This window comes from Shewanella sp. SR43-8, assembly GCF_014163775.1.
In the GTDB taxonomy this organism is placed as follows: Bacteria; Pseudomonadota; Gammaproteobacteria; order Enterobacterales; family Shewanellaceae; genus Shewanella; species Shewanella vesiculosa.
Genome location: NZ_JACJDX010000011.1, coordinates 89,531 through 103,654, shown reverse-complemented (window position 1 = coordinate 103,654; position 14,124 = coordinate 89,531). Strand labels below are relative to the sequence as shown.

9 protein-coding genes are annotated in these 14,124 nt (G+C 40.4%); 7 read left to right on the top strand and 2 right to left on the bottom strand.

Annotation, left to right across the window (positions count from 1 at the left end; genetic code table 11):
- Positions 1–288 precede the first annotated feature (288 nt).
- The 5 genes from H5114_RS15245 (at position 289) to H5114_RS15225 (ending at position 6,512) form a co-directional block, all read left to right on the top strand.
- Positions 289–708: a hypothetical protein gene (locus H5114_RS15245; RefSeq protein WP_124017291.1), complete on the top strand. Its 420-nt coding sequence runs from the start codon at positions 289–291 to the stop codon at positions 706–708.
- Positions 709–740: 32 nt separating this feature from the next.
- Positions 741–1,031 (top strand): hypothetical protein, encoded by a 291-nt coding sequence (locus H5114_RS15240; RefSeq protein WP_182723375.1) that lies wholly within the window; start codon positions 741–743, stop codon positions 1,029–1,031.
- Positions 1,032–1,116: 85 nt separating this feature from the next.
- On the top strand, positions 1,117–1,794 hold the full coding sequence (gene rluA, locus H5114_RS15235) for a bifunctional tRNA pseudouridine(32) synthase/23S rRNA pseudouridine(746) synthase RluA (RefSeq protein WP_182723374.1): 678 nt from the start codon (positions 1,117–1,119) through the stop codon (positions 1,792–1,794).
- Between the two features lie 98 nt (positions 1,795–1,892).
- A complete protein-coding gene (gene asnC, locus H5114_RS15230) occupies positions 1,893–2,354 on the top strand; it encodes a transcriptional regulator AsnC (RefSeq protein WP_124017288.1) in 462 nt (153 codons plus the stop codon).
- Positions 2,355–2,648: 294 nt separating this feature from the next.
- Entirely contained in the window at positions 2,649–6,512 is a 3,864-nt protein-coding gene (locus H5114_RS15225) for a S8 family serine peptidase (protein ID WP_182723373.1), read from the top strand.
- 289 nt (positions 6,513–6,801) lie between these two features.
- On the opposite strand, the gene H5114_RS15220 is transcribed toward H5114_RS15225, so the two are convergent.
- Positions 6,802–7,500, bottom strand: coding sequence for a hypothetical protein (locus H5114_RS15220; protein ID WP_182723372.1), 699 nt, complete (start codon positions 7,498–7,500; stop codon positions 6,802–6,804).
- Positions 7,501–8,629: 1,129 nt separating this feature from the next.
- Between H5114_RS15220 and H5114_RS15215 the strand changes: the two genes are divergently transcribed.
- Entirely contained in the window at positions 8,630–11,536 is a 2,907-nt protein-coding gene (locus tag H5114_RS15215) for a TonB-dependent receptor domain-containing protein (RefSeq protein ID WP_182723371.1), read from the top strand.
- Positions 11,537–11,650: 114 nt separating this feature from the next.
- Positions 11,651–12,844, top strand: a complete 1,194-nt coding sequence (locus H5114_RS15210) for a cyclically-permuted mutarotase family protein (RefSeq protein WP_182723370.1) — start codon at positions 11,651–11,653, stop codon at positions 12,842–12,844.
- A gap of 395 nt (positions 12,845–13,239) precedes the next feature.
- On the opposite strand, the gene H5114_RS15205 is transcribed toward H5114_RS15210, so the two are convergent.
- Positions 13,240–14,049 carry an alpha/beta hydrolase gene (locus H5114_RS15205; RefSeq protein WP_182723369.1) on the bottom strand — a complete coding sequence of 270 codons (810 nt, stop codon included), beginning with the start codon at positions 14,047–14,049 and terminating at the stop codon, positions 13,240–13,242.
- Positions 14,050–14,124: the final 75 nt, after the last annotated feature.

Here is a 14,124-nt window from a genome sequence, read left to right as displayed (position 1 = left end):
AACGATGAAGTTGTGATCTAGATTCTCTCTGGTGAAGAGCCTTTAAGGATAGTGACTGGCAATTCAGTGGATTTGGTCATACCGATAATAAATCTGTCCCATTCGCCACACTAATATTCCATGACCATAATCAATATTAGAGTCAAATACTAACCATATTGAAGGAAATAAAATTTGATCCACCAGCAATATAATCACATTGATAATAAAAAGAACTGCTGCGTATATCACTGTTTTTACATATTGAAATTGCTAATATTAGCGCAATGTTATTAAGCCCACGACACTATGAATCATAAAAAAAAACTACCAGTCTCAAACCGTCGTTTTTGGATCGAACGGATCAGTAAAACGTCATTAAGAGCACTGCATATTATCGGTATAGTGGGCAGTGGCGGCGGTATTATCTTTAATCTTGAATTATCTCTATGGCTTAATTATTGGATTATAGCGATTACATCTGGCGTACTGCTAATGAGTTGGGAAATCATTAGAGATTGGCGCTGGTTAATCCAACTCAAAGGAGTATTAACCTTATTTAAAATCATATTGTTAGGATTTTTTATTCAAATAAGCCAATGCCATTCTGAATTAATCATCTTTATTATTTTATTATCTGTTATTGTATCTCATGGACCCGCCGGATTGCGGCATTATTCGATAGTGCACCGGAAGGTGATTCAGAGTAAAAAAGAAATAAAAGGCTAATACCCAACTATAAATGACTTTAAGGACATGGGATGTTCCCTTACCCAGATCAATATCGCATAGCAATGCCGCCAATGACGACCGCTTTTATGGTGGCGTGGGCAATAGTGACTCACGCCATTTTTACTGATGCTAGTCCATTTTCGCTTTATCCTCTGCTGGTGCTGTTTCCCGCAGTGATCGCCACACACCTGTATTTAATTTGGTTAGCAAAAGGCATGAGTCGACTTGATCAATGTTTTTATGCATTAGTGCATATCCCGCTCGCATTTGTCGTGTGGACGTTTACCATAATGCACGTTAACGGCAATGCATTCTCTTAAGTCGCCACTTCTCAGTACCATTCTATACTTGCACATCATAAGCCCTAACGGTATCTTTGCCGCGAATTGACTCACGAGAGCAACTATGGCTGATTTCATATACAACCCACCCACCAGCCCTTGGCTGGATATATTGTATCAAGATAAAGATATTCTGGTCGCAAACAAACCCTCAGGACTGTTATCGGTACCGGGAAGAGAAGCCATTTATCATGACAGTATTTATGCGCGGGTTTTAGCTGAACACCCTAATGCCCAAATTGTACATCGCCTAGATATGGCAACCTCTGGGGTGATTGTCGTCGCACTTAGACGCAGTGCAGAGCGCGAATTAAAACGTCAATTTCGTGATAGAGAAACGGCCAAAACTTATTATGCTCGGGTTGCCGGCCACATGAAGCCTAGTATCACTCAGGTTGATTTACCACTCATTTGCGATTGGCCTAATAGACCCAAGCAAAAAGTCGACCACGCCATTGGCAAACCTTCGGTAACACTTGTCGAAGTTGTCAGTTACGGTGCTAAATCAACGTTAGTAAAACTCACCCCAATTACGGGACGTTCTCATCAGCTGAGAGTTCATATGATGGCGTTAGGGCACCCGATCCTTGGCGATGGATTCTATGCCGATCCTTTAGCAAAAAGCTTATCACCTAGGTTACTGCTGCATGCGGCAGCATTATCGATAACTCATCCGTACTCACGACAAGCAATGCATTTTGAAGCAGCCGTCACTTTCATGACGCCAACAGATGAACAGTAAAAATTAAACATTATTAATAAATATGTGGATTGTAGTAGCTATTACGCAATGAAAGTCGTAGATTTATGGTCAATTAATGGTTTGTTAGGCTTAATATCGTGGATAGCTCATTTCATCGTGATGAATTAGACAATCATATTCTTACCGCACTGATGCAAGATGCCAGAACACCTTTTGCGGAACTGGCGAAACGTTTCAATGTCAGTGCAGGGACAATTCATGTTCGCGTTGAAAAAATGAAACAAGCTGGCATTATCACCGGCGCGCAAATTACCGTTAACCCTAAAGCACTGGGTTATGATGTTTGCTGCTTTATTGGCATCAATTTAAAAAGTGCTGGCGATTATCCAGCAGCGATTGCCAAGCTAAATGAATTAGAAGAAGTGGTAGAAGCATATTATACCACTGGTAATTACTCAGTATTTGTAAAGGTAATGTGCCAATCTATCGATGGATTACAGCATGTGCTGATTAACCGTATCCAATCAATTGATGAAATCCAGTCTACTGAAACACTTATTAGCCTTCAAAACCCTATTGTCCGATCGGTAAAGCCCTAAATCATTGAGGGCTTAATCTCTTTCCCCATCTGTATTACCTTCAGAATTGTCAAACGCTACAAGAGCATTCCGCAACCTAAATCACAAACCTACACATACTTATTAACAATTAATTGCCTTTTTTTTAAATCGGAGTGTTACTTTTGTTAATTCTTTGTGCTACAAATGCTGTTGATGCACCACAGAGTGCAACACATAAGCAGAAATTAATATAAACACCATCACTTAATATACATCGTCTTAAAACGATATCCTCCCCCCACATTGAGTGATGTATAAAACAAGGAAGAAGTTGTGAAGACAAAATTAGCTCTAGCCATTTCGGCTGCACTGATATCAAGTGCGACTTATGCAAATACACAATATAGCTCTGACCAAACAGGCATTGAACTGCTGTCCGTTAAAAATAATAACAAACCAACAGTAAGACAAAACAACGTAGTAGCTCCTCAACGTTATATTGTTGAATTAGAGTCGCCTGCAATTGCAAAGTACCAAGGTGGCATTTCTACTTTAGCCTCTACAGCTATCAAAGATAAAAATAGCAAGCTAGACATTCAATCAGCTCCAGTGAAAAGTTATGCATCTCATTTGCAAGCAGAGCAAGCAGCATTTACAAAAGCACTTTCAAAAGTGGCTTCAAATGCTAAAGTTGAACGTCAGTTTAAGACATTATTTAACGGTGTAACCATTGTTAGCCAAGGGTTAACTGTTGAACAGATCATGGCTATTCCAGGGGTTATCTCTGTATACCCTGAAGCAATGTACGAAACAAACATGGATGCTTCACTTGGCATTATTAATAGTCAAGCGATGTGGAATGCTGTTGATGGTATGGAAAATGCCGGTAAAGGTATCCGTGTTGCAATTATTGATGGTGGTATTCGTCCTGAAAACCCAATGTTCTCAGGAGAAGGTTTTACCGCTCCAACTTCTATGATGCCAACCGATGACTATTGTTCAACGGTAGATAGCTCATTCTGTAACGATAAACTGATTGTTGCACGTTGGTCACAACCAACGTTTGCGGTATGTCCAGATGAATACATGAGCCCATTAGGCTACGGTGGTCATGGTACTCACGTTGCTGGTACCGCTGTAGGTAACAAAGTAGATACCACTTTCCAAGGTGTTGACGTTACTTTATCAGGTGTTGCTCCAGCCGCATATTTAATGGCTTATAAAGCACTGTATTCTAAAGAAGATTGTTCTGGTGGCAGCGGTTCTAACATTATGCTGATGGAAGCATTAGAACATGCTGTTAATGATGGTGCAGACGTAATCAATAACTCATGGGGTGGTGGAGCCGGTGCCGATCCAGCAAGCAGCCCATATAAAACAATGTTTGAAGCTGCTGAAGCTGCTGGTGTTGTTGTTGTAAGTGCTGCTGGTAACGATGGTAACGCAGCTAAATCAGTTGGTTGTCCTGGTTGTATTGAATCTGGTATCACTGTAGCTAACAGTACTACTGGCCGTTATTTTGCTAACAGCTTCAATGTTGGTGGTGATGATTTATTAGCGGTTCCAGGATCTGATACCATCATTGAGATGGATATTACTGCTCCTGTTATTTTAGCTCTAAACATCGATGCTGAAAACACTGAAGGCTGTGATGCATTTGCCGCTGATTCGTTTAAAGATGGCATTGCGTTGATTTCACGTGGTACTTGTAACTTTAGTGATAAAGTGACTAATGCTCAAAACGCAGGTGCTAAAGCGGTTGTGGTATACAATAACCGTGCTGGTGCTCCAATCACCATGTCAGTTCCAGGCATTACATTCCCTTCAGCTATGATCTCACAAGATGATGGCATGGCAATTGTTGATTCAATGGGTGACACTACGATTCAAGGTACTATAGGTTCTGAAATTAAACGTATTATCGCAAGCAACCTTGCTGATACGATTAATCAGTCTAGCTCTCGTGGTCCAAATGGTAATGAAAACATTCTCAAGCCTGATCTAGCTGCTCCAGGAACAGATATTTTATCTGCTTTCTCACCAGACGATGGTGGAGAAAACTTTAACATGATTACTGGTACCAGTATGGCCAGCCCACACGTGGCGGGTGCTGCTGCTCTATTAAGCCAGTTACATCCAGATTGGTCATCTATTGATATTAAAACAGCATTAACATCAACATCTAAAATGGATGGTATTTTAGATGATGACGCGTCAACACCTGCAACTCCTTTTGATATGGGTGCTGGTCGTATGGATCTTGATGCTGCAGCAAAAGCAGTATTAACATTTGATAAGCCTTCAATTGCAGCAGACTCTTGTGTCGGTATCTGTACATTTACTCGTACTGTTTACAACAAAGGTGATGAAAAATCATCTTGGGCACTTTCAGCAAATTCTGATACTGCTGGCCTAATGATTTCTCCATCAACACTTGAACTTGAAGCGGGTGCATCTGCAACGTTTACCGTTACTGTTGATTCAACATTCAGTGAATATGGCGATTGGATCTTTGGTAACGTAATGATCACCAGCACTGAAGGTAAGCAAAATGCTCATCTTCCATTAGCGGTATTAGCTAAAGAGTCTAGTGATTCATCTTTAATCTCTACTTATACAACTGATACTGATATTACTGTTGCAGATCCTTTCACTGTAAAATCTGTTGTTAATAATACCATGTTCGAAAATACTGTTACTGTGACAGCTTCAGCTCCTAAGGGCACTAAGCTTACATCGAAAGATGATGTATCTGTTGTCCTGAACGGCGCTTCGCAAAATGGTCTATCTGTTGATGAGAATACTGGCGTTATCACTTGGGTTGGTTCAATGGACTTGCCTGAAATGGTTACTTCAAGTGGCTCTGGTTCATACCCAAATATTACAGACCTTGGTTTAAGCCAAACACCAGCTTGCCTAGATGGTTGTGATGAAACGACATTTGTATTTAACGTACCAGCCTACAAATACAATGGCCAAACTTATACTCAAATCACAATTTCTGATAACGGTATAGTTATCCCTGGCAATAGTTCAACTGCTGGTACTTATGCTAATAAAGAACTACCTGACAGCTCAAATCCAAATAATATCCTTGCACCATTCTGGTCAGATTTTGATTTAAGTGATGGTACGGTTGGCGACACTGGTGGTGGAGCTATCTCTATTGGTGTAGTGAGCACTGGAAGCGCTTCATTCTTAGTTGTTGAATGGAATGATGCACAGCTTTATGGTGATTCATCAGGTGACAAGTACAGCTTCAGCGTTTGGTTAAAAACTGGCGATACTGAAGAAGTGACGTTTAACTACTTCGACATTCCTGGTATGCCAGCTAACGTAACCATAGGTGCAGAAAACATCAGTGGTACTATAGGAACGACTTATTACTACAACGGTGTAGGTTCAGCTGTTACTAACGATGATTATGTTGAAGTTAGAGCATCAAACTCTGGTAGTGTTGAAATCGGCTATAAAGCTATGGTCACTGAGTTTAGCTTCGGCCAAGCTGATGCGCCGTCACTTGATGAAGACACTTCTATGGAAGGTAATGTATTAGATAATGATACTAAACCAGACCAAAAAGTAGCTCGTACTCAAGTTACGGGCGATGGCATGACAGCTAAAGCTCAACGCTTAATTGACGTATCTCCAGCAGGAAACCTAAGTACTGTTGCTCTTGTTGATAACGTGACTAATGGTGAGCTTACTTTGGCCGCTGACGGATCATTTACTTATACACCAAAAGCAGACTTCACAGGTACAGACACATTCACTTATACATCTACTGATGAAGAAGGGAATCTGAGCACTCCTGCACAAGTTGTTATTACTGTGACGAACGTAAATGACGCTCCTACTGTTGCACCTTCAGGAATGAATAGTGCCGGTGGTTTCGTTGTAACAGCGAAGGCTAATGGTAAAGATATCGATGGTGATGCTTTAACGTATAATTGGGTCCAAACTGGTGGTAAGAGTGTTAACTTTACTAACGGTGGTCCAACAATTAACTTTACGGCTCCTATAGGTAATGACACCTTCACGTTCACTGTAACCGCATCTGACGGCGAACTGACAAGTGCGCCTGGTACTGCAACCATTAATGTCACCAAGGAAGAAGAGAAATCTTCTGGTGGTTCTATGGGTTGGTTAACCGCACTATTACTACCATTAGCTGCATTACGTCGTCGTAAGCACTAATTATTAGTCATCATTAATTTGGCATTGCCAAAATGATATAAAAAAACCAGCTGTATTATTCAGCTGGTTTTTTATTAGTTAAAGAAATTAATCAGATAATATTCTTCACCTTAGCTTGGCTAACATGAGCGACAAGTGAGATAACAACATTTACCTTATATCATATCAAACGGATGATTTTTACTTACAAGGTGTCATAATCCATCGATTACCAACCGATGCAAGTCAATGATAGCGAGCAAGGCTAAAAGTTATTAAGTAAACGCTCACTATCCCTAACCCCGATCAACTATTCCTCTTCATCTGATTCATCAGCATGAGCTGAAGCCTCAAACATCTCAATATTGGCTAATTGTCCAAACCAGAAATCTGAACTGACCATCTTAAACTGACGTGATAAGCCTTCACTTGTAACAGATTCTAACTGCCATAATATGCCAGTTGCTTCTGGAAATTGTGTGCCGGTAATTTGATCTTCAAACAATCGATGTAATAACACATCGGGAGATAGCCCTGATGCTAAAAGACGTACCATAGATGCATGTAGCGACTGATCAAATATGCTTAAATCGTCTGCATCTGTTGCGGTCACATTTACCATAAACTCAACACCGGTAGGCTCAGCAAAGACACCATTAAAAGCTTCTCTCAATAATGCATAAGCACTAAAAAAGCCTTCATGAAGCAAGCAATCAGAATATTCTTCCCACATCCTGTCACCAATCATGTCATTACTTAACTGGTCAATTTTACCTTCTGCTAATTCAGTGAATAAATGAGTTAAGACAATTTTAGCGGCTTCGGTGGCCTCTAAATCATTTAAAGACATCATGCACATTTCTCTAAGTTCAGACTCCTCCATATCATCTAAGCCATCATTTAAGCCCATAATAGCCATCAATTGAAGGTAATCTTTATTTGACCAGGCGTTAGGGATCTTGTTGATTTTACGAAAAGAACCAATTTGAACATTAAATTGTGCTGTCATGGAAACTCCTTCAGGTGAGCATCAAAAATTGACGCACATTAGCCAAACTAAAGCCCTGCATGTAAGAGCGCAACACTAGATCGATTTAAAAACAAAAAATGTGAGATAATAATTTACCGATAAAAACCTAAGATACTGATAGTAAATGCTTTGTTTTATATAAATAACACATTAAGCGTTATATTAAACTTTGTTTATATGGTATTAATTTAGTTAACAATTAAACATCATATTGTGAGTTATTTCTTTGGATTAAATATGAAACAGCCAGAAAGTACGTAATTGTTAGCGATGACAATTAGATGAAAAATGAACATTATCAATGAACAACTGACCTACCCGAACCAGATTTATCACTGCTACGCTTGCCTTTAATGGATCATCCCAACAGTTAGCGTCGTTATGCTCAGCTCAATTTGAAGTCGCCATCATAATTATCTGAACTCTGAATAGGCAAATGTGAACCTTAGTCGCTATAAAGCAATAATACTCAGGCTTTACAATGATCTCATAAGCCAGCAATAAGCATCAGGAGCGTATTTAAGCTTCAGACAACGTCTTACCTTCAACAGATATTCCACTCGGCAGCAACTCATGTGACTCAAAGTCGAGCACCTCCCAATCTTATATAACATATCGAGCGTGACACTCAGCTTTAGTCTTTCAAAACAACCGATATAGTTACATTCAATCTCAACACACAATACAAATTCACCTTGAGATAGCCCTACCTTTTGATTACATGAGTCAACAGATAACCACCCGAATCACCAGTCTAAGTAGCTTTTTAAATACATGGCATAGAACTCTGTTTATTTAAACATACATCCATAATCAAAAAAGCCATGCCAATGCCTAATGTATAAAGCCTGCATAAAAACATAACAAATTGAATTAACGATATTTATATAACTAAAAATGCAGTTACGAGAATAACCAGAGTCTAAGTTACCAAAGTGTAAACCGAAAGTTTACATTTAGAGTTATTTATGTTGCCGACTGGGTGATGGTATGATAGGTTAACTGCATAACACAGAAGCGAGCATTATCTGTTCAATAATTAAAAACGTTAACGACATCAGAAACAGTTGAACATGAAATTAAAACTATAAAACTCAGAGAGGGAAGTATGAACACCATCCACAGAACATTTAGTCGCACTGCGTTGTCGGTATGTATTGCTGCTTTACTTAGTCCAGCAGTTTTGGCAGTAGAAGGCGTTAAGGAAGTTGAACAAACCCCAAAAAATGTTGAACGTATTGCTGTTACTGGTTCAAACATTTTTAAAGGTAGCGCTAACACTTCATCATCCGCCCCTATTACCGAAGTGGGTAAAGAGATGATTGAAGGTATAGCAGCAATTTCTATTGGGGATGTGCTCAACAATATACCTTCGGTAACTTCCGCGATAAATGGGTCAAGTGATAACGTTTCTCTTGGTGGTGCAGGCAGTAATGTCGGCGTGTCAACAACATCACTTCGTAATTTGGGTTCTGCACGAACTTTAGTCTTAGTTAACGGTCGTCGTTATGTATCTGGTGTTTCTGCAAACACGGGATATGGTGTTGATTTAAATTCAATTCCAACCGCAATTATAGAACGCGTTGATGTATTAACGGGCGGTCAATCCGCAATTTACGGTTCCGATGCGATTGCTGGTGTGATTAACATCATCACAAAAAAGAATTTTGATGGCGCAGAAATAAACGCTTTTGCAGCAGAATCCAGCGAAGGTGGCGCAGAAAGACAAAATTTTGATTTTACCTATGGCAAAAACTTTGACTCTGGTAATGCTTGGATTTCCGCCGGTTATGCTAATCAAGAGGTATTGAATTCTTCTGAAAGAGACTTTTCTCGATATGAAATGAGATTTGTTGATACCAACGGCGATGGCATTAGAGATACGATTGCAAGGCGAGATGGACCTGGTCATGTGGATGGCGCTTTATTGGGTTATGGCGATTTAAAAATCTTTGGTAATGGCGATCAATTTAATGCAAACCAACCCTTACTGGACAGTAATTATCAGCCAACTAGTGACTCAGACTGGGACAATCAACATTCTAATCGTACATTAGTCTTGCCATATCAACGCTTTAATATTGCTTCTGGAGTCACTTTCGACATTTCTGAGAAATCAACATTAGAGGTTGAATTAAACTATGCACAAACACAGGCTCGGGTTGATTTAGAAGAAGCACCAATCGATGTTGTCAATAATGTCTTCAGAAAAGGCAATGGCGGCACAACCGGTATCGACGTCGCCACGAGCCCATACTTTGTCGGTAGTAGCGCAGGACAGCAACTTTTAGCTGTGATGGGAGATAACACCTCTCTTGATGGTGTAACCACCAATAGGCGTACTTTTGAATTTGGCAATCGTCTCACAGAAAACCAACGCGATACTTTCCGCGTGGCAGGTAACTATACCTACTACTTAGACAATGGTATGGATTGGCAAACAGGCGCAACGTACGGCATAACTTCACAAACACAACAGAACAGTGGTGACTTCAGCATACCTAATTTGCAACAAGCACTCACTATCGAAGAAGACGGCAATGGTGGATACCAATGTGCTGATGTTATCGCCAGGACTTATGGCTGTGTACCAGTGAATCCATTTGGAACGACTGATAGTTTGGCTGGTCAAGCTGGTATCACTGGTTTTTCCGATGAAGCAATGAAGTATCTTGCTGTTAACACAGGGCAAACAGGTAAAGTTGAACAGTTTGTGGTGAACAGTGTTATGTCTGGTGAATTAGATTTTGCTATCGGAGATGACAACATAGGCTTTGCTGCTGGTGTTGAATACCGAAAAGAATCCGCCGTTGAAAACCCTGATAGTTTCCGTCAACTAGGCATCACCCGTGAAGGCCCTGTTCAACCAATCGACGGCAGCTTTGACGTTGCGGAAGTTTTTGGTGAGCTTTACGTCCCTGTTACAGATTGGCTTAACCTAAGTCTTGCCGCTCGATTCGGTGATTATTCAACAATAGGTACTACTTCAACTTACCGTTTAGGTATCGATGCACCTATCCATGAGATGTTCCGAATTCGCGCGAGCCAGTCGAGCTCAGTTAGAGCACCGAATATCAATGACATATTCTCTACGGGAACAACCAGTGTTGCAAACCCAACGATAGATGTCTGTAATGGTGCCTCCAAGACAGGCACATCTAATATCGACGTGAATTGCACTTCTATCTCGGCAATTTCAAATCGAATGGATACAGATCCAAACGGCCAATATATATTAGTGGGTTCAGAGACAAATAATACCTTAGTGTCTCAAAGTGGTTCACCTAACTTAAAAGCAGAAACGGCAGACTCATTAACATTAGGTTTTGTAATGACTCCGCTAGACAACCTCTCGATTTCGGTGGATTACTACGGTATCGAAATTGAAGATGGTATTACGACCATCACTCCCGATACTATGGTTAAACGTTGTTATGATGTCGATCCATCACAATTTGATAAGACCTGTGGTGGCCGAATCGTGAGAGATGTGCAAGATGGTCCGATTCTAAATATTTATTCGACATCAATAAATGCTAATACTATTTCAACCAGTGGCGTTGATTTGGAAGTAGCATATTCACTGGATAACCTGACAGTAAACTTTATTGCTAACTACCTAGCCGAATATGAAATAGATACTCTTACAGGTAAAATTGACAATTTAGGAACGACATTATTCCCTGAATATCGCTACACTATGAATGCCTCATATAACATCACAGATGATTTTAACCTGTTTGCCCAGATGACATATCGTGCTGAAACTAAAGGTGTTCTAGGAGAAACGACCTTATCGGATGATCTTAACACTATGGATGCTGTTTACTATGTAGATGTTCGAGCAAGCTACCAAATTAATGATGCGGTAAATGTGTATATTGGTTCGAATAACTTACTCGATCAACAACCAGATATCCAAGCAACAAGTTCAGCAGTTGGTACCAATACAACACCTCAAGCTTATGATGTTATTGGTCGCCAACTCTTCGCCGGTGTTAAGTTGACATTCTAATAACTAAAACGGCATGCAGCATATTTTATAAAGCATGCCTTACACGCAATTTGAGAGCCTTAAAACCTAATCAGTGCTGATTAGGTTTTATTTTTAATAACCACTAAGGAGGGGATGTTGAAGCTTATTAACTTACTAAATTTGTTAATAGCATCATTATTGTTAACAGTTGATGCTAATGCTGCAGATAAAATGACCCATTATCCCCAACAAAATGATTCATCATTCGACAACACGCCACAGATTTCATGGATAAAGGCTGGTCAGCTACCCGTACCCGATGGCTTTTCTGAATCGATTGGTATTTCTGGAGCCTATAGCGGTTTTTTAGGTAATTACCTCATTGTCGCAGGCGGCGCCAATTTCCCTAATGGCCACCCATTTTTTGAACAGGGGGAAAAAGAATTCTATTCGGATATTTTTGTCTTCGATACTACAAATAAATTCGCTAACTTGGTTGCACATGGCCACTTACCTATCAAAGCAGGGCATGGAGCAACCTTAGTCGTCGATAACAGCCTTTATCTTGTTGGAGGTAAAAATAATCAACAAGCCTTCGATTCCATTATAAAATTAACTTTAGATTCAGATTATAAACTGACCACTGAATTGATCGATCATTTACCTTTCACATGGCATTCAGGTGGCGCTGCTTGGCAAGATGGCGACTTGTATATCTTTGCTGGTGAGCAAAATGGCAAAGTAAACAATCGTGTCTGTCAGTACTCTCTCGTCAGTAAGTCATGCATTAATAGTGAGAATATTCCTGCTGTTCCTGGTGCTGAACGTTCAGATTTTCCAGCGATCAATCATAAAGGTCAGTTTTACATTTTCGGCGGTTTGAGTTTTCTGACTGATAACGCTGTGCTAACTGATGCCTATGCTTTTGATTTTAAAAAGTCGCATTGGACAACATTAGCGCCTATCACTTTGGACAAACAGCCTTTTTCGGTAACCGGTGGTGGTGTGGCTACCATTAATGATGATCAATTAGTATTACTGGGTGGTGTAAATCGCGCTATTTTTAATGATGCTATCTTTCAATTGACCACACAAAAAAATGAAGGTTTGACGGCTTTTAAACAATATTACTTCAGCTTGAGTGAACAAGAGATCAATTTTAGTCGTCGCCAGATTATTTATAATATCGACAAAGATGATTGGTCTGCACTGACTAATAACGTGCCATTTACTGGCGGAGCTGGGCCACTCACTATCACTCAGCAAGGAAATAAAATCTATTGGATTTCAGGTGAGATTAAACCCGTAGTACGAAGCCCAAACATCTATCAAGGTACAGTCTTATAACCCAATAACATGGCGATAAGCTAAATGTATAGGGTGACACTCTGAATGCATTCTTGCTCCGACTATCTATACTTTACTCAGCCTAAAATCAGGTTGTCATTACTGTTAGCCCCCAAGCACTGATCAAATGTCGAACACTAGGATTACTGATCAAGGACAGATATTTGGAGTGCCCTATTAGCGCGTTTATGGCGTGAACGACTACACAGATATCGTGTGACTACATAGTGATTCAATCGGAATTATCTATGAAGCAACTAGCAGTACTTTATTGAAATGTCGAGCTAGCTAACATTCAGCCGCTATAACAAGGTGTTTAATTCCACAAATAAAGAATGGTTAGCAATAAAACAACCGATAAGTCTTTTACCCATTAGCCGCGCTGGGATGACGAACTAGCCTAAAGCCACAATTTCCTCTGCAATTAATTGCTGTATTTGCTGCCACTGCGTCTCAACCCAATGACCATTATGAGGTAGCATCGAAAAATGATCGGCGGTGGGTAACATAATTTGCCTCACTCTAGCTCGAGTTTGTTCACAAAATTGCGCTACTTGTGAAACGTTTACGCAAGTATCTCGCCCACCATGTATCACAGTTAACACCATTTGCGGGTGGCATAAACGACTCGGATTACAGGCAAGGTATCGCTCAGGGTGGCTGTGTGGCGTCCCGCCCATCAGTCGATATATTTGCTCTGGTTGGTCTACATCGTTCACTGACACTAAGTCTAAAATACCCGCAATAGTCACCACTCTTTGTATTTTCAAAGGATCGTTATAATAAAGCTCACTGTCAGAGGCTATACCTTCTCTTGATGCTGCCCAAGTCGCCAAGTGCCCACCAGCAGAGTGGCCAATGATCAAAACTCGTCTTAAATCTAAGCTTTCGCTATGCTGGATATGACGCAGATAATCGATGGCATCAGCAACGTCCTTAAAGGTTGTAGGCCAAGGCGCATTGATATTTTCACCTTCGGTATTCATGCGCCGGTATTCTACATTCCATATCGCAACCTCAAAGGTTTGCAAGTAATCAACGATGGCGTGAGTGGCATAAGTCTCAAGGCTGTGATTATCTTTCCAATAGCCACCATGAACCACAATGACCACTGGCGTATTGTTTGCGTGGGTCGGCGTATAAAGATGTGCAAACTGCTGACTTTCACTCCCATAACTGACCGTCTTTTTCTGATGAGTGTTCATAGGCAGGTACTCTAAAAGATACTAACTACCGCTATGGTACAATAGGTACACCACAAGCTCAACGATTTTAAATAT

Excerpts from the sequence above, each read along its gene's own strand:
- H5114_RS15245 (WP_124017291.1), top strand. The coding sequence starts at position 289 with ATGAATCATAAAAAAAAACTACCAGTCTCAAACCGTCGTTTTTGGATC.
- H5114_RS15240 (WP_182723375.1), top strand. The coding sequence starts at position 741 with ATGTTCCCTTACCCAGATCAATATCGCATAGCAATGCCGCCAATGACG.
- rluA (WP_182723374.1), top strand. The coding sequence starts at position 1,117 with ATGGCTGATTTCATATACAACCCACCCACCAGCCCTTGGCTGGATATA.
- H5114_RS15220 (WP_182723372.1), bottom strand. The coding sequence starts at position 7,500 with ATGACAGCACAATTTAATGTTCAAATTGGTTCTTTTCGTAAAATCAAC.
- H5114_RS15215 (WP_182723371.1), top strand. The coding sequence starts at position 8,630 with ATGAACACCATCCACAGAACATTTAGTCGCACTGCGTTGTCGGTATGT.
- H5114_RS15210 (WP_182723370.1), top strand. The coding sequence starts at position 11,651 with ATGTTGAAGCTTATTAACTTACTAAATTTGTTAATAGCATCATTATTG.
- H5114_RS15205 (WP_182723369.1), bottom strand. The coding sequence starts at position 14,049 with ATGAACACTCATCAGAAAAAGACGGTCAGTTATGGGAGTGAAAGTCAG.